General features: G+C 69.0%; 22 protein-coding genes. 10 read left to right on the forward strand and 12 right to left on the reverse strand.

The window, feature by feature from the left end:
* Positions 1–159: 159 nt before the first annotated feature.
* Positions 160–768: a TetR/AcrR family transcriptional regulator gene (locus ACIA3K_RS31385; RefSeq protein WP_396805440.1), complete on the reverse strand. Its 609-nt coding sequence runs from the start codon at positions 766–768 to the stop codon at positions 160–162.
* A 200-nt stretch (positions 769–968) separates the two neighbouring features.
* On the opposite strand from ACIA3K_RS31385, the gene ACIA3K_RS31390 reads away from it, so the two are divergent.
* The 3 genes from ACIA3K_RS31390 to ACIA3K_RS31400 are packed head-to-tail and all read left to right on the forward strand — an operon-like array spanning position 969 to position 3,313.
* On the forward strand, positions 969–1,529 hold the full coding sequence (locus tag ACIA3K_RS31390; RefSeq protein ID WP_396805442.1) for a hypothetical protein: 561 nt from the start codon (positions 969–971) through the stop codon (positions 1,527–1,529).
* 1 nt (position 1,530) lies between these two features.
* Positions 1,531–2,952: a dihydrolipoyl dehydrogenase family protein gene (locus ACIA3K_RS31395; protein WP_396805444.1), complete on the forward strand. Its 1,422-nt coding sequence runs from the start codon at positions 1,531–1,533 to the stop codon at positions 2,950–2,952.
* 55 nt (positions 2,953–3,007) lie between these two features.
* The gene (locus tag ACIA3K_RS31400) at positions 3,008–3,313 is read left to right on the forward strand and encodes a hypothetical protein (protein WP_396805446.1); all 306 of its coding nucleotides are present in this window, start codon (positions 3,008–3,010) and stop codon (positions 3,311–3,313) included.
* Positions 3,314–3,382: 69 nt separating this feature from the next.
* Here ACIA3K_RS31400 and ACIA3K_RS31405 read toward each other — a convergent pair whose 3' ends face one another.
* Positions 3,383–3,928 carry a TetR/AcrR family transcriptional regulator gene (locus tag ACIA3K_RS31405; RefSeq protein ID WP_396805448.1) on the reverse strand — a complete coding sequence of 182 codons (546 nt, stop codon included), beginning with the start codon at positions 3,926–3,928 and terminating at the stop codon, positions 3,383–3,385.
* A gap of 73 nt (positions 3,929–4,001) precedes the next feature.
* Here ACIA3K_RS31405 and ACIA3K_RS31410 point away from each other — a divergent pair, with 73 nt between their 5' ends.
* A complete protein-coding gene (locus ACIA3K_RS31410) occupies positions 4,002–4,868 on the forward strand; it encodes an SDR family NAD(P)-dependent oxidoreductase (protein ID WP_396805450.1) in 867 nt (288 codons plus the stop codon).
* Positions 4,869–4,902: 34 nt separating this feature from the next.
* Here ACIA3K_RS31410 and ACIA3K_RS31415 read toward each other — a convergent pair whose 3' ends face one another.
* The gene (locus ACIA3K_RS31415; protein WP_396805452.1) at positions 4,903–5,475 is read right to left on the reverse strand and encodes a TetR/AcrR family transcriptional regulator; all 573 of its coding nucleotides are present in this window, start codon (positions 5,473–5,475) and stop codon (positions 4,903–4,905) included.
* 163 nt (positions 5,476–5,638) lie between these two features.
* On the opposite strand from ACIA3K_RS31415, the gene ACIA3K_RS31420 reads away from it, so the two are divergent.
* A complete protein-coding gene (locus tag ACIA3K_RS31420; RefSeq protein WP_396805454.1) occupies positions 5,639–6,535 on the forward strand; it encodes an NAD-dependent epimerase/dehydratase family protein in 897 nt (298 codons plus the stop codon).
* Between the two features lie 61 nt (positions 6,536–6,596).
* Here the strand turns inward: ACIA3K_RS31420 and ACIA3K_RS31425 are convergent, their stop codons facing one another.
* Positions 6,597–6,995, reverse strand: a complete 399-nt coding sequence (locus ACIA3K_RS31425) for a VOC family protein (protein ID WP_396805456.1) — start codon at positions 6,993–6,995, stop codon at positions 6,597–6,599.
* Between the two features lie 160 nt (positions 6,996–7,155).
* On the opposite strand from ACIA3K_RS31425, the gene ACIA3K_RS31430 reads away from it, so the two are divergent.
* On the forward strand, positions 7,156–8,103 hold the full coding sequence (locus ACIA3K_RS31430) for a helix-turn-helix transcriptional regulator (protein WP_396805479.1): 948 nt from the start codon (positions 7,156–7,158) through the stop codon (positions 8,101–8,103).
* 36 nt (positions 8,104–8,139) lie between these two features.
* Here ACIA3K_RS31430 and ACIA3K_RS31435 read toward each other — a convergent pair whose 3' ends face one another.
* The 5 genes from ACIA3K_RS31435 to ACIA3K_RS31455 are packed head-to-tail and all read right to left on the reverse strand — an operon-like array spanning position 8,140 to position 13,732.
* Positions 8,140–8,475, reverse strand: a complete 336-nt coding sequence (locus ACIA3K_RS31435; protein ID WP_145780027.1) for a DUF4387 domain-containing protein — start codon at positions 8,473–8,475, stop codon at positions 8,140–8,142.
* Positions 8,465–9,838 carry an acyclic terpene utilization AtuA family protein gene (locus tag ACIA3K_RS31440; protein WP_396805458.1) on the reverse strand — a complete coding sequence of 458 codons (1,374 nt, stop codon included), beginning with the start codon at positions 9,836–9,838 and terminating at the stop codon, positions 8,465–8,467. The genes ACIA3K_RS31435 and ACIA3K_RS31440 overlap by 11 nt, the downstream gene beginning before the upstream one ends.
* 29 nt (positions 9,839–9,867) lie before the next feature.
* Complete coding sequence (locus tag ACIA3K_RS31445) at positions 9,868–11,532, reverse strand: FAD-binding dehydrogenase (protein ID WP_396805460.1); 1,665 nt, start codon at positions 11,530–11,532, stop codon at positions 9,868–9,870.
* Positions 11,529–12,476, reverse strand: coding sequence for an NAD(P)-dependent oxidoreductase (locus ACIA3K_RS31450; RefSeq protein WP_396805462.1), 948 nt, complete (start codon positions 12,474–12,476; stop codon positions 11,529–11,531). The genes ACIA3K_RS31445 and ACIA3K_RS31450 overlap by 4 nt, the downstream gene beginning before the upstream one ends.
* Positions 12,473–13,732, reverse strand: coding sequence for an MFS transporter (locus ACIA3K_RS31455; protein WP_396805464.1), 1,260 nt, complete (start codon positions 13,730–13,732; stop codon positions 12,473–12,475). Before ACIA3K_RS31455 ends, ACIA3K_RS31450 begins: the two co-directional genes overlap by 4 nt.
* A gap of 98 nt (positions 13,733–13,830) precedes the next feature.
* Between ACIA3K_RS31455 and ACIA3K_RS31460 the strand changes: the two genes are divergently transcribed.
* Positions 13,831–14,520, forward strand: a complete 690-nt coding sequence (locus ACIA3K_RS31460; RefSeq protein WP_396805466.1) for a GntR family transcriptional regulator — start codon at positions 13,831–13,833, stop codon at positions 14,518–14,520.
* Complete coding sequence (locus tag ACIA3K_RS31465) at positions 14,517–15,614, forward strand: tartrate dehydrogenase (RefSeq protein ID WP_396805468.1); 1,098 nt, start codon at positions 14,517–14,519, stop codon at positions 15,612–15,614. Before ACIA3K_RS31460 ends, ACIA3K_RS31465 begins: the two co-directional genes overlap by 4 nt.
* A 248-nt stretch (positions 15,615–15,862) precedes the next feature.
* Here the strand turns inward: ACIA3K_RS31465 and ACIA3K_RS31470 are convergent, their stop codons facing one another.
* The 3 genes from ACIA3K_RS31470 to ACIA3K_RS31480 all read right to left on the reverse strand — a co-directional run bounded on the left by ACIA3K_RS31470 (position 15,863) and on the right by ACIA3K_RS31480 (position 18,688).
* Positions 15,863–16,393 carry a VOC family protein gene (locus tag ACIA3K_RS31470; RefSeq protein ID WP_396805470.1) on the reverse strand — a complete coding sequence of 177 codons (531 nt, stop codon included), beginning with the start codon at positions 16,391–16,393 and terminating at the stop codon, positions 15,863–15,865.
* Positions 16,394–16,463: 70 nt separating this feature from the next.
* Entirely contained in the window at positions 16,464–17,312 is an 849-nt protein-coding gene (locus ACIA3K_RS31475) for an alpha/beta fold hydrolase (protein ID WP_396805471.1), read from the reverse strand.
* 443 nt (positions 17,313–17,755) lie between these two features.
* Positions 17,756–18,688 carry a LysR family transcriptional regulator gene (locus ACIA3K_RS31480; protein ID WP_396805473.1) on the reverse strand — a complete coding sequence of 311 codons (933 nt, stop codon included), beginning with the start codon at positions 18,686–18,688 and terminating at the stop codon, positions 17,756–17,758.
* A gap of 107 nt (positions 18,689–18,795) precedes the next feature.
* Between ACIA3K_RS31480 and ACIA3K_RS31485 the strand changes: the two genes are divergently transcribed.
* Both ACIA3K_RS31485 and ACIA3K_RS31490 read left to right on the forward strand, forming a co-directional pair.
* Entirely contained in the window at positions 18,796–19,728 is a 933-nt protein-coding gene (locus ACIA3K_RS31485) for an NAD-dependent epimerase/dehydratase family protein (RefSeq protein ID WP_396805475.1), read from the forward strand.
* Positions 19,729–19,839: 111 nt separating this feature from the next.
* Positions 19,840–20,235: a nuclear transport factor 2 family protein gene (locus ACIA3K_RS31490; protein WP_396805477.1), complete on the forward strand. Its 396-nt coding sequence runs from the start codon at positions 19,840–19,842 to the stop codon at positions 20,233–20,235.
* The last annotated feature ends 91 nt before the right edge of the window (positions 20,236–20,326 follow it).

A 20,326-nucleotide genomic window follows, 5' to 3' on the forward strand; every position in this document is an offset into this window, starting at 1 on the left:
CCACCACCAACATCAACATCATCAGCCCCGACCCTTGACGACCACACCAAACGCCTAACTGAACGGCGTTGCATCTAGATGACTCACAGGCATCAGCCTCATCAGCATTACCGCCGCCGCTCAGCGCCGCGGCCCGACCGGGCTGATCGCGGCCACTGCCTAGTCGGCGGATTCGGTCGACTGGCGCTCGGCGGTGATCCGGAGGAGTCCTTCGATGCCGTGGAGGAAGGTCTCGGACACCAACGCGGGGTCGAAGAGGCATCCGGCTGCCATGGCACCGTCGCGGAGCATGACGAAGTGGCGCGCGGCGGACTCTGCCGTCTCCTCCTGGACCTGCGCCAGCAGCGTGGTGAGCGTGTCCAGGAACCATTGCCGGTGGGCGATGATCTCCTGACGTACGGGATGTTCCGTGTCCGGATACTCCGCCGCGGCGTTCAGGAACGCGCATCCACGGAACCCCGGGGACTGGATGCTCTCGGCGATGGAGTTGGCGATGGCCAGGAGTGGGGCGACCGGCCGTGCGTCGGCGGTGATGACCGTGTCGACCGCGCCGCGATCCATCTCATGGATCTCGCGCAGGTAGGCGAGGATGAGATCTTCCTTGCTGGGGAAGTGCCGGTAGAAGGTGGCCCGGGTCACCTTCGCCTCGGCGATGATCCGATCTACGCCGACGGAATGGATGCCCTCCGAGTAGAAGATCCTGGTTGCCGTGGCAAGGAGCCGTTGGCGCGCCTCGGAGGGCCGGGCACCGGATGCGGTGGGCGTCATATCGCCATCGTAGCGGATAGAACGTTCGGTCTAAGGGGCCGCGACGCCCTCAGGCTCGACACCGCTGGTCGATGGCGGCGGGTAGCGCAGGGCCATGGGAGTGGATAGAACGTTCGGTCTTGACGATGCGAGCTGAGCCTGTCATGCTTGGCGAGACAGAACGATCGGTCTCCCTAGCCCCTCCGCTGAAAGGGTCACCCGTGACCACCATTGCTGCTTCGCCCGGTATCTCCCAGACGGCTTCCGCCCTGCGGCGGCTGTACTTCGTCCGCTTCGCGTTCGCCATCGTGTGGGCCCTCGTGACGATCGCCACCGCCAAGGAGATCGGTCCGCTCGCGGTGACGCTGTTCGTGATCTACCCGCTGTTCGACGTGGGCGCCGCCATCTACGACCTCCGTTCGTCGCGGACCACCGGCTCGCCGACCCTGCTGTATGTGAACATCGCGGTAAGCCTGATCACGGCCGTCGGTCTGGGCATCGCAGGCGCGTCCGGTATCCCCGCCGTTCTGCGGGTGTGGGGCGCCTGGGCGATCGTCGCCGGTCTGGTCCAGTTGATCGTCGGCGTCACCCGTCGCAAGATGGGCGGCCAGTGGCCGATGATCATCAGCGGCGGCATCTCGGTTCTGGCTGGTGGGTCCTTCATCGCCGGCGCCGCCGCGGACAACCCGTCGCTGACCAACGCTGCCGGCTACGCCATTCCCGGCGCCATCTTCTTCCTCATCGCGGCCATCCGTCTCGGCCGCGCCGCGAAGGGCAACTGACATGACCACCATGGAGTACGACGTCATTGTGATCGGTGCCGGTCCGGTCGGGGAGAACGTGGCCGATCGGGTCGTGCAGGGCGGCCTGACCGCCGCGATCGTCGAGCGGGAGTTGGTCGGGGGTGAGTGCTCGTACTGGGCCTGCATGCCGACCAAGGCGTTGCTGCGCAGCGCGTCCGCGTTGCGCGCGGCTCGCCAACTGCCGGGTGCGCGGGAGGCGGTGAAGGGAGACCTGGACGCGGCTGCGGTGCTGGGCCGGCGAGACTCCTTCGCGTCGCATTGGCAGGACGACGGTCAGGTGTCCTGGCTGGCGTCGGCGGGCATCGCGCTGCACCGCGGTCAGGGGCGGATCAGCTCCGCCCGCGTTGTCGAGGTGACCGGCGTCGACGGTGTCACGACGACGCTGACCGCGCGGCACGCCGTGGTCGTCGCGACCGGCAGCAGCGCCCTGTTGCCGGATATCCCGGGGCTGCGCGAGGCGACGCCGTGGTCCAGCCGCGAGGCCGCTTCGGCCAGTTCGGTTCCCCGTCGGCTCGCCATCATCGGTGGCGGCGTCGTGGCAGCCGAGATGGCGACCGCCTTCGCCGCGCTGGGGTCCGCGGTGACGATGCTGGCCCGCGACGGCCTGTTGCCGTCGGCGGAGCCGTTCGCCAGTGAACTGGTCACCGAGTCGTTGCGCGGGGCCGGCGTGTCCGTACGCCTCGGCGCGGAGGCCGTCGCCGTCAACCGCGACGACAGCGGAGTCGTCCACATCGAGACCGCCTCCGGCGAGCGGGTCGAGGCTGACGAGGTGCTGGTGGCGGTCGGTCGTACGCCGAACACCCAGGACATCGGCCTCGACCGGGTCGGGCTGGCGCCGGGCGCCTGGCTGGCGGTCGACGACACGTTGCGTGTCGTCGGCGGCGGCGAGTGGCTCTATGCGGCGGGTGATGTGAACCGACGGGTGCTGCTGACCCATCAGGGCAAGTACCAGGCGCGGGCGGTGGGCGACGTGATCGTGGCCCGGGCGAAGGGTGAGAAGGTCGAGGACGGCCGGTGGGGTCGGCACGTGGCGACGGCTGACGAGCGTGCGGTGCCGCAGGTGGTCTTCACCGACCCGGAGATCGCGTCGGTGGGCTTGACCGCGGCTGCGGCCGAGGCGGCTGGGCTGCGGATCCGGGTCGTGGACTACGACCTTGGGGCCGTCGCCGGAGCTTCCCTGCACGCCGATGGCTACCGGGGACACGCCCGGATGGTCGTCGACGAGGACCGCACGGTGATCGTCGGCCTCACTCTCGCCGGCCCGGACGTCGCGGAACTGATCCACGCCGCGACCATCGCCATCGTCGGTGAGGTCCCGCTGGACCGGCTGTGGCACGCGGTTCCGGCCTACCCGACCGTCAGTGAGGTGTGGCTGCGGCTGTTGGAGACCTACGGCCGCTGAGTTCAGGTCTGCGGCGTTAGTTATGTCCGAGATGGAACAAACCGAGGAGAGTCCCGTGCCCACCAAGATCACCATCATCATCGACAACCCGGCGAGCCCCGACGACTTCGAGCGGGCCTACGCGGACGTGAAGGCTGCCGCAGCGAAGTTCCCGAAGCTGCGGCGACTCGAGTCAGCGAAGGTGTGGCCGAAGGAGGATGGCACCGCTACGCCCGCGTACCGGACGCTCGACCTCTACTTCGACAGCTACGAAGACGCCTCCGCGGCAGTCGCGACAACCGTTGTCGCTGATGTCTTCGGCACCCTCGCGGGGACGCAGGTCACGTTCAAGGGCCTGTTCTCGGAGATCGAACAGGCTTGAGGATCAGCACTTCCCGGGCGTAGGCGGAAAGGACGCCTACGCCCGGCTCCTGCTTCGGGCGGCGAGAGTTCAGGGTTGGAGCGTGCGCAGCATCAGTGCGAGATAGCGCTGGGAAGCCGCCGCGGCGTCGAGCCCGCCGGCCAGGACGACGCCGTGATGGGCGGCGATCAGCAGCCGGAAGTCGGCGACGGTCAGGTCGGCGCGGACGGTGCCCGTCGCCTGTGCCTGGCGCAGCAGCCGGGCGATGACCCGTTCGGTCTCCTGCCGCTCGTGGTCGAGCCCGCGTCCGGTGACCACCGACTCGACGTAGGCCCTGGTGAAGCCTCTGTCCTGTAACTGGTATGCGCAGAGCGTGCGAATCAGTTCCCGCAGCGCACGCGCCGGGTCCGGATCGCTGAGCGCTTCGGCGTGCATGGCCGCGCAATCGTTCCACTGATCGCCGTAAGCATCGGTGATGAGGCTGTCCCGGGTGGGAAAGCGCCGGTAGACGGTAGCGACGGACACACCGGCGCTGCGGGCGATCCGAGCCACCGTGACGTCCTCGCCCTTCTCGGCGAAGGCGCGCCGTGCCGCGGCCAGGATTCGGCGTCGCTTCTCCTCGGCGTCCCAGCGCATCAAACGAGCGTACGCGCGGACGATTCTCCGGATGAGGAAGTGCAACAACCGTGGGCCGCGATACCTCAGTCCGTTGCCGGCCGCACGGCGAGGGTCGGACCGTGGTACCCGCTTCGATACGCGCCACGAAGGGGAGATCATGGAAACGATGGACGGCACGACAAGCCTCGTCACCGGCGCGAGCCGGGGCATCGGCCGCGCGATTGCCAAGCGGCTCGCCGCGGCTGGGTCGCTGGTGGTGGTGCACTACGGCACGAGCGAGTCAGCCGCGCAGGGGACCGTCGCGCAGATCACCGAGGCGGGTGGCGCCGCGTTCGCGGTCGGCGCGCAGCTCGGCGTGGCGGGTGATGCCGATCGGCTCTGGGCTGGGGTGGAGGCCGGGTTGGCCGAACGCGGCGCGCCGCGCGGCATCGACGTGCTGGTGAACAACGCGGCGATCGGCGGGGCCACCCCGACGCTGGCCACCGCCCGGCCGGATGACTTCGACGAGTTGTTCGCGATCAACGTGAAAGCGCCGTTCTTCGTGGTCCAGCGTGGTCTGGACCTGCTCCGCGACGGTGGCCGGATCGTCAATGTCTCGTCCGTCGCCACCCGAGTCGCGATACCCGGCACTCTTGCGTATGCCATGACGAAGGGCGCGATCAACACGTTCAGCGTCACGCTGGCACAGGAACTGGGCTCTCGGGGTATCACGGTGAACGCGGTGATGCCCGGGACCACCGCCACCGAGAACAACGTGGCCTGGTTCGACGCCCAACCGGCGCTCCGCGAGGTCGTCACCGGGCTCTCGGCCCTCCGTCGTGTCGGAGAGCCGGCGGATGTCGCGGACGTGGTCGCCTTCCTTGCCTCCCCAGCGGGGCGATGGGTGACCGGCCAGGTGATCGACGCCTCCGGTGGGACGTATCTCGGTCTCTCCGTCGACCAGGGGCCGCCGGAGTAGAGGCGACCGGGTTGCGTTTCGGTCCCTGCGGCGCTCAGCGGGCCCGGATCCCGTTCAGCACGATGTCGAGGTAGTGGCGGCCGGCGGCGGCTTGCTCTTGCGCGTCGGCGGCTGGATGCATCCGGGCAGAGAAGGCGACTCCACACATCAGTGGCGTCATGTCGGCGAGCGTGACGCCGGGTGCCAGCAGCCCTGCGTCCCTGACCCGTACGAACAGTTTGTTGAACAGCGAGGACAACTGATCGAGCAGGTGCGCGGTGCCCGGCAGCGTGGCCGTGGGCGTGGACAGGACCGAGGACAGGGCAAGGTCGAGTAGTTGCGCGTCCACGACCCGGACCAGGAGATCACGGAAAGCCGTCCAGGGGTCGTCCTGCTGCACGGCCCGTTCGCCGGCCTGGATCAACGTCTCAAGTCCGTCCACCGACACCGCCTCGATCAGCGCTTGAGGCGTCGGGAAGTGCCGGTAGACCGTGGCGACGCCAACGCCGGCCACACGGGCCACCTCGTTCAGCTGAATCGGGGTGCCGTCCGCGACCATCGTCCGGCCAATCTCGATGATCCGCTGGCGGTTGCGTAGTGCGTCCTTACGGGGCGGCGGAGCGGTCACTCCTCCAGCATAAGCGGATAACAGCTCCGCTTGCCCCCGCCTGGAGCCGTGGCCCTGAACTGGCGGCTCAGACCGGGAAAACGGATGGTCTATCCGGTTCGTGCTACGGTTGGGCAAGCGGATGGCCTATCCGTTTCATCGCTCACTCGGCTCCGGAGAGAACATGCAGATCCTCATCACCGGCGGCACCGGCTACCTGGGCTCGGTGCTCGTCGAACACTTCGTCGCGGCCGGCCACGAAGTAGTAGCGCTCACCCGGTCACCGGAATCAGCAGCCAAGGCGGCCGAGGTGGGTGCGTCTCCTCTGCTTGGCGACCTGACCGACACCACGCTCCTTGAGAAGGCTTCCGCGCAAGCCGATGCGGTGGTGCACACCGCTGTCGACTATTTCGGTGGCGAGGACGCGGTCAGGGCGGAGGCCGCTGCCGTGGAGGCGCTGACCCGTGGGGCGGGCAAGGCCGGCACCGGCAAGCCGTTCCTCTACACCAGCACCAACCTGGTCTACGGGCTCGACCCCAGCCATCCCCGCGACGAGGACGCGGAACTGCCGGAGCCGGGCCCGCAGCCCTTCAAGCTCGTCGGCGAGCGACTGGTGCGCGAGGCGGCGGGCCTGAACAGCATCATCATCCGCGCGGGTCTGGTCTACGGTCGGGGCGGCTCCCTGCTGTTGACCAGTCTGATCGACGCCGCGACCCGCTCGGGCGCGGCCACCTACATCGACTCCGGCGACAACGAGTGGACCCCGGTGCACGTGGACGATCTCGCCCGCCTGTACCTGACGGCCCTGGAGCGCCCGGTAGCGGGCACCTACAACGCGGCCGGACCGCGACAGTTCACCTTCCGTGAACTCGCCGAGGCGATCGCGGACCTGACCGGAGCCACCGCCACCTCGATCACCGCCGAACAGGCTGAGAGCGCCATGGGGCCGATGGCCGCGTTGCTCCGATCCTCGGCGCGCATCACCTCCGACAAGGCACGCAACACGTTCGGCTGGAGCACCAGCGGTCCCGCCCTACCGGAGGACGTGCGCTCTGGCTCCTACCGGGTCGTGCAAATGTGAGCCCCAGCCTGGAGGGCTGAGCCGTTGTCGGTGTGCTGCGTGTGGCAGGCCACGCGAGGCCTCAGCGAGCGAATTTCTCGATGGCGGCCGGGGTGACCGGAGTGAAGAGGTTGACGAGGTTGCCGTCGGGGTCACGGAACAGCAGCGACCGGTTGCCCCAGGGCAGCGTGGTGGGCTCGTTGACGAAGTCGTCGACGACGCTGGTCAGGTTCTGATGCACGCTGTCCACGTCGTCGACGAGGAACTCGATGATCAGGCTGCGGTTGGCCGCCGGTTGAGCGGACCCCGGCGCGAACAGTGAGACGGTGCGAGTGCTGCCGATCGCGAGAGTGCCGGAGGTGGTCCGCAACTCAGCGAAGTCCTCGGTGGCCCAGTCCGCCTGCACTCCCGTGACCCGTTCGTAGAAGTCGACGAGGCGTGCGACATCACCAGTGATGATCCGGACTGAGACGAGGTTCATGGTGATCTCCAAGATTGGGTGGAGCCAGGTGGCGTGGCCACGCTAGAACCAATACCGGACAGAATCGGTCCAGTATTCGCGGTAAATTCGGGAGGTGGTTCGACCTACCGCTCAGGTCCTTACCCTGTTGGAGCTCCTGCAGTCAGGCGGCATCCGGACGGTGGCCGAACTCGCCCACCGTCTGGGCGTCGACGGGCGCACCGTGCGGCGGTACGTGGGTCACCTGATTGACCTCGACGTGCCTGTCGAGTCGGTACGCGGTCGTCACGGCGGGTACCGACTCGCTCCGGGGTACCGGATGCCGCCGCTCATGCTCACCGACGACGAGGCTCTCGCGGTGCTGCTCGGCCTGGTCGCCGGTCCCCGAACAGGGTTGGCGACGACGTCCGACACGGCGGTCGAGACGGCAGCGGCCAAGATCCGCCGTGTACTGCCCGAGCGCCTCGCCCGCCGACTTGGCACCGTGCTCGAGGCCCTCGCCTTCACGGCTCCGCCCGGCGAATTCCGCGCCCCGCAGACGGAGGTTCTACTCGCTGTCGCGGATGCGGTGCGCCATCACCAGCCGTTGTCGATCAGATATACCACTGCCGACGGCCGGCGCAGTGCACGGACGCTGCACCCGTACGGGCTCGTCGCCCATTCGGGCCGGTGGTACGTCACAGGTGTGGCCCCTGAGATCTCAGAGGACCGGACGTTGCGGCTTGATCGGATCACTGACGCGAGGACCCTTCCCGGCTCCTTCGAGCCACCGACCGGACTCGATCCGGCGCAGCGCGTTCTCTCGGCGCTCGCCAGGGCGCCGTACCGGTATGAGGTGACCCTGCTGATCCAGGCGACGGTGGAGCAGCTCCGTACCCGACTTCCCGCCAGCATCGCGATCGTGGAGGAGTTGCCGTCGCCGGCAGACGCAGATCTCGACAGTGAGGGCTGGCTGCGCGTTGAACTGCGGGCGGAGCGGCTCGACTGGCTGCCCCCGGTGCTCGCGTCGCTCGACCGGCCGTTCGTCATCGAGCGACCGGACGAACTCCGCGGGCTCGTCACCGCGCTCGCCGACCGGCTCGCGGCCAGCGCCCGCAGAGTCCGTCCGGTACCTGACCGCAACTCGTGAAGCGGGAGGCTTCCGCTGACCCGGTCGGCACTGGTCTCAGTGCGACTCCGGCAGCGGAAGCATGGCCAGGGGCACGTGGTGCTGTCCAGCGTGGATGTCGCGGTCGCGCAGGCTGCCCTGCGCCACCGGGCGCGGGAACGAGATCTTGACGACGTTCAGCGCCGGTATCCGGAAGATGCGGATGGCGTCGGCCGGTACGCCGTAGAGGCGGGCGATCAGTGGCGCGTCCAGGAAGCCCGGGTCGGCTACCAGGGCGTACCCGGCAGTGTCGCGCATGAACAGCTCCATCGTCACCCAGAACGGGCCGGCGTTCTTCGACCGAACCTCCAGCGCGAGGTCGGCGACGGTGCGGGGGTGGGCGTTATCGGACAACGCTGTCCTCCGGGAGGTGGATGCGGAAGAGGCTGGTGGGCGAGTCCACGTCGACGACGTGGTTGAGGACGAACTCGTACGCTGCCCCGCGCTCGGTCTCCGCGGGGGAGTAGGGGAACGCGAGGCTTGGCAGGTAGTCCATGTCGGGCGTGGGCAGGTGCAGCATGAGCGGATTGGCGATCTTCGCGACGGCGGTGGCCGTCTGCTGATCCGCGGCGCTGACCAGGAGCATCACGCCGACCTCGCGGGGTGTCCGGGTGTCCGGGTCCTTCGCCTCCAGCACGGCGTCGTAGCCGTACAGGCGGATGTCGAAGGCGTAGTCGTCGGCGCCGAGCCCGAGCGTCTGGGCGACCCGATCCGTGGTGACCCGGCGCAGCAACTGCGCCCAGGTGGTGATCTGGCCGAGGATGTGCGGGTCGCGGATGGCGGTGAACGACATCGTCTCGTACCCGGTGATCCGGGCCCCTTCAAGCTTGTTGGTGTAGGGGGCCGGCTCGAACCGGGAGCCCTCCACCCGTACCCGCCGCTCGTCCAGGGCCCGGTAGGTGGCGTCGGCGACCATCAGAGTGCCGGCCGGTTCCCGCATCGAGAACGGGTCGGCGGTCTCGTAGAGCATGTGCGCCGAGACCGAGGTGGGCGTGCAGGCCACGGCCGGGTCGAGCGGCTCGATGGTGAAGCCGGTGGCGTCGATGGTGGCGAAGACCCCGCTGGAGCGCGGGTTCGTGGTGCACTGCGCGCCGCACTCGATGATCTTGGCGGCGTGCCAGGTCGGGCCGGCCGGCATGCCGGCCATCAGCGGGAAGGCGGCGGCCACGGCGGTGTCGGTGGCGCGCCCGGCCAGTACCACGTCGGCTCCGCCCGCCAGCGCCTCGGCGATCGGCTCATGACCCATCATCGCGACGATGTGCTGGCAGCTGTCCAACGTCGCCGGGTCGAGGTCGCCGGCCGGCGGGAGCGGGTGGATCCGGCCCCGGTCGAGATGGTTCTTGAGGTCGGTGGCCCGCTGCTCGCTGTAGATGGTGGCGAGCCGCAGGTCCAGCCCTTCCTCAGTCAGGATGCCGCGGGCGATGCCGGCGACCCAGTCCACACCGGAGTCGGTGCCGCTGGTACCGCACGAGCCGACGATCAGCGGAATGCGCGCCTTCGCCGCCGCGCGGAGCAGCAGGCGCAGGTCGCGGGCCACGGCCGCCGCGGTGGTCTTGGCCGTGCCGGTGCCCAGATAGTACGGGCCGGAGTCGGTCGACCCTCCGTCCACGGCGATGACGTCGGCACCGAGTTCCAGCCCACGGTCAACGATCTCGGGCGGGAATCCCGAGCCGAGCATGCCGGAGGGCACGAGAATGCGTACGCAGTCGAGGGTCACGCTTTCCTCATCTCGGGGGTATGAGCCGGTCATCCGACGGTGGCGGCCACGGCGCGGCCGGCCTGGCGGCCGGAGAAGAGACAGCCGCCCAGGAAGGTGCCTTCCAGCGCGCGGTAGCCGTGCATGCCGCCACCGCCGAATCCACTGGCCTCGCCGGCGGCGTAGAGCCCGGGCACCGGCTGGCCGGCGCCGTCCAGCACCCGACCATCGAGGTCGGTGTGCAGGCCGCCCAGGGTCTTGCGGGTGAGCACATGCAGGCGTACGGCGATGAGCGGCCCGGCCTTCGGGTCGAGGAGTCGGTGCGGCGCCGCTGTCCGCATGAGCCGGTCGCCCCGGTAGTTTCGGAAGTTGCGGATGGCGGCGATCTGCATGTCCTTGGTGAAGCTGTTGGCCAGCTCCCGGTCACGCGCCTCGATCGTGCGCTGGATGTCGAGCGGGTCCAGCAGAGGCTCGTCGGTGAGCGCGTTCATGCCCTTCACCAGCTCGTCCAGCCGGTCGGCCACGACGAAGTCGGCGCCCCGCTGCTTGAATGCCTCCACCGGCGCCGGCGCGCCGGCACGGAGGCGGCCGAGTACCTGTTTGACGCTGCGACCGGTCAGATCCGGGTTCTGCTCGGAGCCGGAGAGCGCGAACTCCTTCTCGATGATCTTTTGGGTGAGGATGAACCAGCTGTGGTCGTGGCCGGTGGTGCGCAGGTGGGCGAGCGTGCCGAGGGTGTCGAATCCGGGGTAGAGCGGCACGGGCAGCCGTCGTCCGCGCGCGTCGAGCCAGACGGAGGACGGCCCGGGCAGGATCCGGATGCCGTGCTTGTCCCAGATCGGGTCCCAGTTCTGGATGCCCTCGACGTAGTGCCACATCCGATCGGGGTTGATCACGGCGCCGCCAGCGTCCTGGGTGATGGTCAGCATGCGGCCGTCCACGTGGGCGGGAACGCCGCTGATCAGGTGGGTGGGCGGCGCACCGAGCCGTGCCGGCCAGTTGCGGCGGACCAGGTCGTGGTTGCCGCCGATGCCGCCGGAGGTGACGATGACGGCCTGCGCGGTGTAGGCGAAGTCGCCGATCTCCTCCCGCGAGCTGGCGCTGCCGCGGAGGGCCTCGCTCGGCTCCAGGACCCGGCCGGTGGCACCGACCACCGCGCCGTCGCTGATGGTCAGCGCGTCGACCCGGTGCCGGAAGGCGAACCGGACGAGGCCGCGTCCGGCCGCCTCCCGCACGATCGCGATGAAGGGTTCGAGCAGGCCCGGTCCGGTACCCCAGGTGACGTGGAAGCGGGGCACCGAGTTGCCGTGTCCGGTGGCGTCGTAGCCCCCGCGTTCGGCCCAGCCGACGATGGGGAACATCTTGACGCCGAGGCCCCGCAGCCACGCGCGTTTCTCGCCGGCGGCAAAGTTGACGTACGCCTCGGCCCAGCGCCGCGGCCAGGCGTCCTCGGGGCGGTCGAAACCGGCGCTGCCCTGCCAGTCCTGCCAGGCGAGTTCGGTCGAGTCGCGGATGCCCATCCGGCGCTGCTCGGGCGAATCGACCAGGAACAGACCGCCGAACGACCAGAACGCCTGTCCGCCGAGGCTCTGCTCCGGCTCCTGGTCGAGCAGCAGGACGGATCGGCCAGCGGCGACGAGTTCGGCGGTGGCCACCAGTCCGGCGAGGCCTGCGCCGATCACCATCACGTCCGCGTCCGCTGTCTTGGTGGTCATGCCGGCTCCTTCGGTTCGCTGAGCGAGTGGGCGGGCCGGCCGTCGAGGGCGGCGACGAGTTCCTTGGCACCCTCCATCCCCGCGGCCAGCCGGGCTTCGGCAGTCTGCCCGGCCATGTGCGAGAAGACAGTGATGCCGGCCACGCCGCGCAGGATGCTGTCGGCGGGCAGCGGCTCCACGTCCACCACGTCCAGGGCTGCGCCCGCCAGCCGGCCGGACCGGACCGCCTCGACCAGGGCAACCTCGTCGACGAGCGGCCCGCGTGCGGTGTTGATCAGGTGCGCGCCCGGCTTCATCCGGGCCAACGCCGCGCTGTCGACGAGGTGGCGCGTGAGCGGGGTCAGTGCGGTGTGGACCGACACGAAGTCGGCGTCGCGCAGCAACTCGTCGAGCGTGACCCGGGTGACCGGCGCGGGAAGGCTGCCGGTGCACAGCACGGTCATGCCGAAGACGGCGGCCAGCGGCGCCACCCGCTGGGCCACCGCGCCCCGCCCGATCAGGCCGAGCGTCTTGCCGCGCAGCTCGTGGCCGTCGGTGCGGGGCCAGCCGCCGGCGGCCACCCCGGCGGCCATCGGCACCAGGCACCGGGCCTGGGCGAGCAGCAACCCGATGGTGTACTCGGCCACCGCGTTGGCGTTGATCCCGGGCAGGTTGCTCACGCTGATCCCGAGCCGGCCGGCGGCGGCCACGTCGACGGAGTCGTACCCGACTCCGGTACGCACGACGGCGCGCAGGTCCGCTGCCTGGCGCAGCACCTCCGCGGTCATCGGCTCGTTGGCGATCAGCGCCCCCTCGACGCCGGCCAGGGCCGTGATCAGCTGCTCCGGCCGGCGCGGTCCCCGCATCGGGTCGTGCCGCGTCGTGAACCCGAGCCCGGTCAGGTAGGTGTCCACCTCGTCACCGGGGGCGAGGTAGTCGGTGGTGATGAGGATGGTCGACATCATTCGCTTTCCATGAGGGTGTCGGCCCGCTTGGCCCGGTGCGCACGCTGCAGGCGTTCGAGCCGTACGACGACGAGCATGGCGAGTAGGGCGAGCACGGCGATGTAGAGCAGCATCCCGTCCCAGCCGACCAGGTCGATCACCCCGCCGATCAGGGCGGGGCCGCCGAAGCCGCCCAGGTACCAGGTGACCGCGTACAGGCCGGTGTAGGCGCCGAACACCCGGCTGGACGGTGCCAGGTTCCACAGCGCCACCGCTGCGTTGATCGTGAAGGCGGCGGCGCCGGCCGAGGCCACGCAGAACGCGACGACCGTGCCGGTGGCGGTCTGCACGATGGCGCCCGCCGCCAGGGCGACGGCGAAGACGGTGATGCCCACGGCGATGATCCGTAGCCGTCCGAAGCGCTCGGCCAGCAGTGCGGCCGGATAGGCGGCAGCCATGTAGACGATGCCGCTGGGCAGGGTGAGCCCGCCCGCGTCGCCGCGGCTCAGGCCCAGCGCCTCCATGCCGTACGGGGTGATCAGCGACCGGGAGGCGAACCATGCCCCGCCGAAGAGCAGGACGGTCAGCAGCAGCAGGAGCCGGCGGCGATCCTGGTCGGTGAACAGGCCGGAGACGATCTGCCGCAGTGGTTGGCTGACCGCGGCGGGGCCGGCGGAGGCCTCTTCGGCAACCGCGGCCTGGTAGGCCGGCGACCGGCTGTCGCGCACGTTGGCCAGCAGCACGAACGTGGCGGCCAGCATGATCACCGACGGGATGACGAAGGCTGCCCTCGGATGCTCGTCCACCACGAGCAGGCTGATCAGCGACGCGACGATGATGGTCAGCGCGGTCGCGATCTTCACGACGGCGTTCGCCCGGCTGCGGCGTTGCGGGGGCAGGAAGTCCGGCACCAACGACTCCGCCAGCGGTCGTGTGGTGTTGGCGATCAGCGCGTAGCAGAACATCACCACGACCAGCGTGGCCAGCGACGTGGTCCACGGCAGCAGTACGAAGACCAGCGCGGCCAGGGGCATGCCCACCGCGAGGTACGGGATCCGTCGCCCCCACCGGGTCCGGGTGTTGTCGGACCGGTTGCCGATCCAGGGCTGGATGAAGATTCCCAGCAGGTTGTCCATCCCCATCAGCGCGCCGACGAGCGCGGCGCTCGCCACATGCTCGCGCAGCAGGACGGGGACCTGGTTGTCATAGAAGTTCCAGGTTGATTCCTGGGCGAAGAGTGCGAGGGCTATGAAGAACGTGATCCGCCGGTTGGACACACGTCCACCTCCTTGTGTCGCCGGCCACGCTAAGTTGCTGTAGCAAACTCGTCAACAGTTGCAAACAAACTTGCTATGTCATGCGCTAGAGTCCGGTCATGACGACAGCCGGCACGCTCGCCGATCAGGCGTACCGACAAGTTCGCACCGCGATCGCCACCGGCGAACTCGCGCCGGGGGAGAAGGTCACCGAGCGCGGCATGGCCGAGCGGCTCGCGGTCAGCCCGACGCCGGTACGCGAGGCCCTGCGCCGGCTGGAGCTCGACGGGCTGATCGAGCGGATCGGGCCGCGTACCGTGCTGGTCGCCGCCATCCGCGACGCTGCCATCGACGACCTCGCCGAGGTGGAGGTCGGCCTGCGTGGCCTCGTCGCCCGCTTCGCCGCCCGACACGCCACCGCCGAGCAGCTCGACGCGCTGGATGGCATTCTCGACCGCGCCGACGACCTGCTGATCCTCCTCAAGGAGCGGTCCGCGCAGGGTGCGCCGGTCGAGCGGCACCTCGCCGAGCTGCTCGACACCATGCAGCGGTTCAACGACACGGTCAGCGCCTGCGCGCACAACCCGGTGCTGGTCCGGATGCTCGAGCAGAGCCGCGTGTTCTCCCGCCCGCAGCGCCGCGAGCTGCTTCTGCGACGGGTGGCGGAGGACGACACGTTCGGCCTGGAGCGATACAGCAGTCACCGGGCCCTGGTCCGGGCGCTGCGTGCGGGCGACTCCGCCACTGCGGAGCGCATCGCGCTCGAGGACTCGCAGGGCGGCCTCGCAGCGCTTCGGGAGGCGCCGTGACCACCCACCGGATCGCCGTCATCCCCGGTGACGGCATCGGCAAGGAGGTCGTCCCGGCCGGCCTCGACGCGCTGCACGCCACCGCACGTCGTTTCGACCTGACGCTCACCTTCGACAGCTTTGATTTCGCCAGCGCCGACTACTGGCAGCGGCACGGCGCAATGCTGCCGCCCGACTGGGAACAGACGCTGCGGGGCTACGACGCCATCTACTTCGGCGCGGTGGGCTGGCCGGAGGTCGTACCCGACCATGTCTCGCTCTGGGGCAGCCTCCTGAAGTTCCGGCGGGTCTTCGACCAGTACGTGAACCTGCGCCCGTGCCGGCTCATGCCCGGCGTCCGCAGCCCCCTGGCCGGGCGGCTCCCGGGCGACATCGACTTCGTCGTCGTCCGGGAGAACACCGAGGGCGAATACTCCAGCGTCGGTGGGCGGATCTTCGAGGGTACCGACCGGGAAACCGTCCTACAGGAGACGATCATGACGCGCGTCGGTGTCGACCGTGTCCTGCGCTTCGCCTTCGAGCAGGCCGACCGACGGCCGAAGCGGCACCTGACGTCCGCCACCAAGAGCAACGGCATCTCCATCTCCATGCCGTACTGGGACGAGCGGGTGGCCGCGATGGGCGAGCGGTTCCCCGACGTTCGCCTCGACAAGTTCCACATCGACGCGCTCGCGGCGCAGTTCGTGCTCCATCCGGAGTGGTTCGACGTGGTCGTGGCCAGCAACCTGTTCGGCGACATCCTCTCCGACCTCGGCCCGGCCTGCACCGGCACCCTCGGCATCGCCCCGAGCGCCAACATCAACCCTGAGCGTGAACACCCGAGCCTGTTCGAGCCCGTGCACGGCTCCGCACCCGACATCGCCGGCAAAGGCATTGCCAACCCGATCGGCCAGATCTGGTGCGGCTCGATGATGCTGGAGCACCTCGGCCACCCCGAGGCCGCCGCCCACCTGCTCGGCGCGGTCGAGGACGTCCTGGCGTACGGGCCCGGACAGGCACCGTTGACCCCCGACCTGCACGGTACCGGCACGACGGCGGAGCTGGGCCGGGCGATCGCCGAGAGGGTCGGCGAACGCGCGCCCGCCACCGCGTGAGGGGGACCGTTCCGACGGGCGGCACCTTTGCGTCGATGCTGGTGAGGGGCCCGAACCGCGGGCTCGGTGGTCCGGTGTCGTACATCGCCGTGCTGTGTGGGAGCGGTGCGATGCTCGCGTCATCGGTCGTCCTGATGCTGTTGCGGGGACGGGGCCGGCGGCGGTAACCGGTGGAGCGCGTACGGACGTCCGAAGCTGCTTGATGACGGATCGTCTGCGCGGACGGTCACCGGGTTACGAGACATCGCTCAGTCCTCGTCCTGCCACCTGCGCAGATCCGTCTGGTCGTGATACGGCATGCGGTCGGGCGTGGTGATGAATTCCATCGTCGTGCCCCAGGGCGTTCGGCAGTAGCAGACCTTGTTCCCGGGACCTTGTTCGGTTGTATAGGGAATAGCGCGAGGCTCCGTGAGGGGAGTGCCGCCGGCCCTTCTGAAGCGTTCGACGGATGCGTCGATGTCGTCGGTGTAGAGGCCGAAGTGCGTGATGCCGAAGTCGCTCGGTCGGACCGGCTGGGCCTGTTCGGGGCCGTGCATTTCGAAGAGCTCGAAATCGGGTCCGGTTCCGATCTTGACCATCGCCTGCGCACGCACGGCCGTTCCGGGGTGAGCGCCAGTGGCCCGCTCGAATTCGGGTCCCTGTCGGGGCGGATCCTCCGGTCCGAAGGACTGGTAGATCACCTGGGCGCCGAAAGCTTCCACGAAGAACGTCTTCGCGGCTTCGATGTCGGGCACCGTGATGCCGATATGGTTGACGCCGCGAATGACAGGTGGGGTCATGACCGTTTCCCTTCCTTGTTCAACCGATCAACGCGATTCGCCCAGCCCACGATGGCGCGGTCGCAGAGTTTCACGTGGCTGTGAGGAACTCGATCAGAGCGGCCGCGACCTCATCCGGCCGTTCCTCCGCGAGATAGTGGCTGGACCGCGCGATCGAGCCGCCCGTCACATTGCTGGCGAACTCTTTGAGCATCGGCACCATCTGCCCGCCGAAGCGCTGATCCCCGCCGAGACCCAGCACCGGTATCTCGAGCGGTTGCTTCTTGTACTCGAGTGCGGCCGCATGGTCGGCGGGGAGGGTCCGATACCACTCCATGCCGCCGCGGGTGCGACCGGGAAGCGCCATCGCCTTCGCGTAGATGTCGATGTCCGCCGGATTGAAGGTGCTGTGATCGTAGAACCGTTCAGCCATGAAGGTCGAAACGTACTCATACTCGCGGCCGTGGATCAGGCGCTCGGGTAGATCCCGGTTCATGTGGAAGCTGAAGTGCCAGAGCTTCGCGGTCGACGCCTCCCAATCGGTCCAGCCGGGAAGCGGAACGTCGAGGACGGCCAGGTGGGTAACGGCATCCCGATAGGTGGCGGCCTGCGGCAGGGCGACCATTCCGCCGATGTCATGTCCGCACGCCGCGTAGCGTTCATGCCCGAGGGCGACCATGACTTCGTGTGCGTCGCGCGCCATCGTCGCCTTGTCGTAGCCGTCGAGCGGGCAGTCGGAGAAGCCCGCGCCGCGCAGATCGATGGCCACCACGCTGAAGTGCTCGGCCAGCAGCGGCATCGCACTGTGCCATCCCCACCAGGTCTCCGGCCACCCGTGAAGCAGAAGGATCGGCGGACCCGAACCTCCCGTGACAGCGTTGATCTTGATGCCATTCGCCGGCACCAGTTGCTGGGTGAACCCCTTCAAGGTTGCGATCATGAGCGCCCTCCAGTCAGAGGTTGACGTTCAGACAGGGCTCGCGGGCCAGCGCTCAGGGCTGGTCGAATCGGCGGCGATGGTGTGTTCCGCCAGGCGTCAGATATCGCTGCGGAAGGCAGCCGGCCTTCGCTCAGTGATCAATCTTGCGATCGGCCTTCGTCGATCCGTATCCAGACGGCGCAGAGCTGTCGCCGCCACGATCCGCCGCATCGGCCATGATCGACCAGTCCTTGCGCGCCTGAGGTCAAGCTACCGTGACCAGGTAGGTTCCGGGCGCGTAACTGGTGAGGTCCCGTGAGAGCGTGTTTGGCAGGGGTCCTTGTGGACGGCGTAGCCGCGTAACATCGGCGATCCTGGCCGGCAGGTGGCGCGGCGGCTGCGCGTCGTGGCTACCGCCCGATGCCCATTCGGTGATCGAGTCGGTGGTTACAGGTGTCAGCATCTCACTCGATGGTCCCGGCGCGTTGCGGTGAAGGTTCGAGTTGGTTCTTCACATCGCGGGGCACCCGCACCCCGCGAGCACGCAGATCGGCGATGAAGCGGGCCGCGAGTGGGTCGGGCTCTCCCGGCGTCACCGCGACCAACTCCCGGGTCCACCGGGGCGAAAATGAGCGGACCACGCCCGGAAAGCCCGCGCTGACGGCGCTGACGGGGGTTATCGCGATGCCCAGTCCGGCCGCCGCCAGCTGAGGTGCCGCAGAGGTGACGGCCGTTCGCAGTGCCGGCTTCAGGCGGACCCCGGCTGCGCCGAGGGACCGGTCAAGCCAGCCGCTCAACCCGTTCTCCGGCGCGAAGTGCACCAACTCCTCGCCGTCGAGCTCGGAAAGCCGCACCGATCCCCGCTCTCCCAGCGGATGATGACGAGGGGCCGTCAGGACGATCTCCTCCGCGCCGAGAACCGTGGACGTGAAACGGCCGTCCACCGGGCCGGCTAACACCAGTACGTTGACATCCCCGCCGCTGATGGCGTCGAACAGGCCGTCCGACACGACCGCCTCCCGGAGGTCGATCGCCACCTGGGGGTGGTGCCGGTGCCAGGCGCGGATCACCGGCGCGAGCAGCGGCACGGTCAAGCTCTGGGCGCAGACCAGGCGCAGCGACCCTCCCTTCGCCTCGCCCCTGGCCCGGGACGAACGGACGGCTGACGCGGCCGCGTCGATCGCTCGCCGGGCGTCCGCGACGGCGGCGCGCCCGGCCGGCGTGAGCGAGGTGCCACGTGCCCCCCGTCGCAGCAGAGGCGTACGGGTCTCGCGCTCCAACACGGCGATCTGCTGGGACACCGCAGGCTGCGAGGAGTGCAGCAACCGGGCCGCCTCGGTGATCGACCCGGTGTCCGCGACCGCGACCAGACACTCCAGGGCACGCAGCGTTGTCATTCGGAAATCTTATCGCTGACCCTTGAAAGATAAATGACGCGGAGGGAAGCGGGGCGAGTTGCTGGTTGCTGAACCGAGCAAGGACCACGACCTCCAAGGAGAACGACATGGCACAGACCTTCGTGACAGGCGGTTCCGGTTTCATCGGCCGGAGTCTGATCAGGCGGCTCGTGGCCGACGGACACGCGGTCAGAGCCCTGGTCCGTAGTGCGACGGCTGCCAACGCGGTGGCCGCGCTGGGCGCCGAGCCGGTGCGCGGCGAGCTGACCGATCCCGACACCTGGCGCGCCGGCGTCGAGGGCAGCGAGGTGCTGTTCCATCTGGCGGCGGAGACGGACATCACCGCCGATCGGGAGCGTCAGGAACTGGTGACGGTGGGCGGTACTCGGGCCGCCCTGCAAGCGGCTCAGCAGGCCGGGGTCGCCCGCTTCGTGCACGCCGGGAGCGAAGCCGCACTCATGGCCGGTGAGCCGCTCATCGACATCGACGAGAGCGCGCCACTGCGACCGGACTCGGAAGCCGCGTACAGCGCGACGAAAGCGGAAGCCGAGGCACTGGTTCTGGCTGCGAACGCGCCGAGCTTCGCAACGGTGTCGATCCGGCCGCGGTTCGTGTGGGGCCCCGACAGCTCTCTCGTCGAAGGTCTCGTGCGCTCGGCCCGCAACGGCGAATTCGCCTGGATCGAGGGCGGCCGCCAAAGCACCGACGTCACGTTCGTCGACAACGCCGTCGAGGGCCTGGTCCGAGGTTGGCTGAGCGGCCGGCCAGGTCACGCCTATTTCATCACCGATCAGCACCGGGTGACCCTCCGCGACTTCCTTGAGAGCACCTTCGCGATCTACGGAGTCGACGCCACGATTCCGGACATCGACGCCGCCACCGCGGCCAAGGTGATCCCCGTCCCCGCACGCTGGTTCCTGGAGCAGACCTGCACGCTACGTACGGACAAGGCGGTCGCCGAACTCGGCTACCGCCCGATCGTCACCCAGGCGGACGGACTGAACGCCGTGCGGGAAGCGGTAGCCCGCAGCGCCGCCTGAGGTCGACGCCGCAACCCGCTGGATAGCTTGCCCGCGATCCCCACCTGTCCCGGCCCGGCAGTCTTTCGACCCGGGTCGGGACAGCGTCAGTGGCAGAGCCCGTACGCTGGGGTGGTGATCGACTTTCGTGTGGCGGTCGAAGCGGGCGATCTCGACGCCATTGAGGCGGCGCTGGCCGACAACGTGGTGTTCCGCAGCCCGGTGGCGTTCAAGCCGTATCAGGGCAAGGCCATCACTGCCGCGATCCTGCGGGGTGTGTTGCGGGTGTTCGAGGACTTCCGGTACGTCCGTGAGTTGAGCGGCGAGGGCGGTCGGGAACACGCGCTGGTGTTCGAGGCGCGGATGGGTGACGTCGCTGTCGAGGGCTGTGACTTCCTGCATCTGGATGAGGGCGGCCTGGTCGACGAGTTCACGGTCATGGTTCGTCCGCTGTCCGCCGCGCAGGCCTTGGCCGCCGCGATGGCCGCCGAATTCGACCAGATCCAGCGCGAGGCGACCACCGGCTAGGTGTGCTGTTCGGGGAGGTTGGTCGAGATTGTGTGATGACACGATCTGATGTCGTAGGTAGGTGAAGGCCTCCGGTTGTGGAGTGGAGCTG

This window comes from Micromonospora sp. NPDC051543 (assembly GCF_044454415.1).
In the GTDB taxonomy this organism is placed as follows: domain Bacteria; phylum Actinomycetota; class Actinomycetes; order Mycobacteriales; family Micromonosporaceae; genus Micromonospora.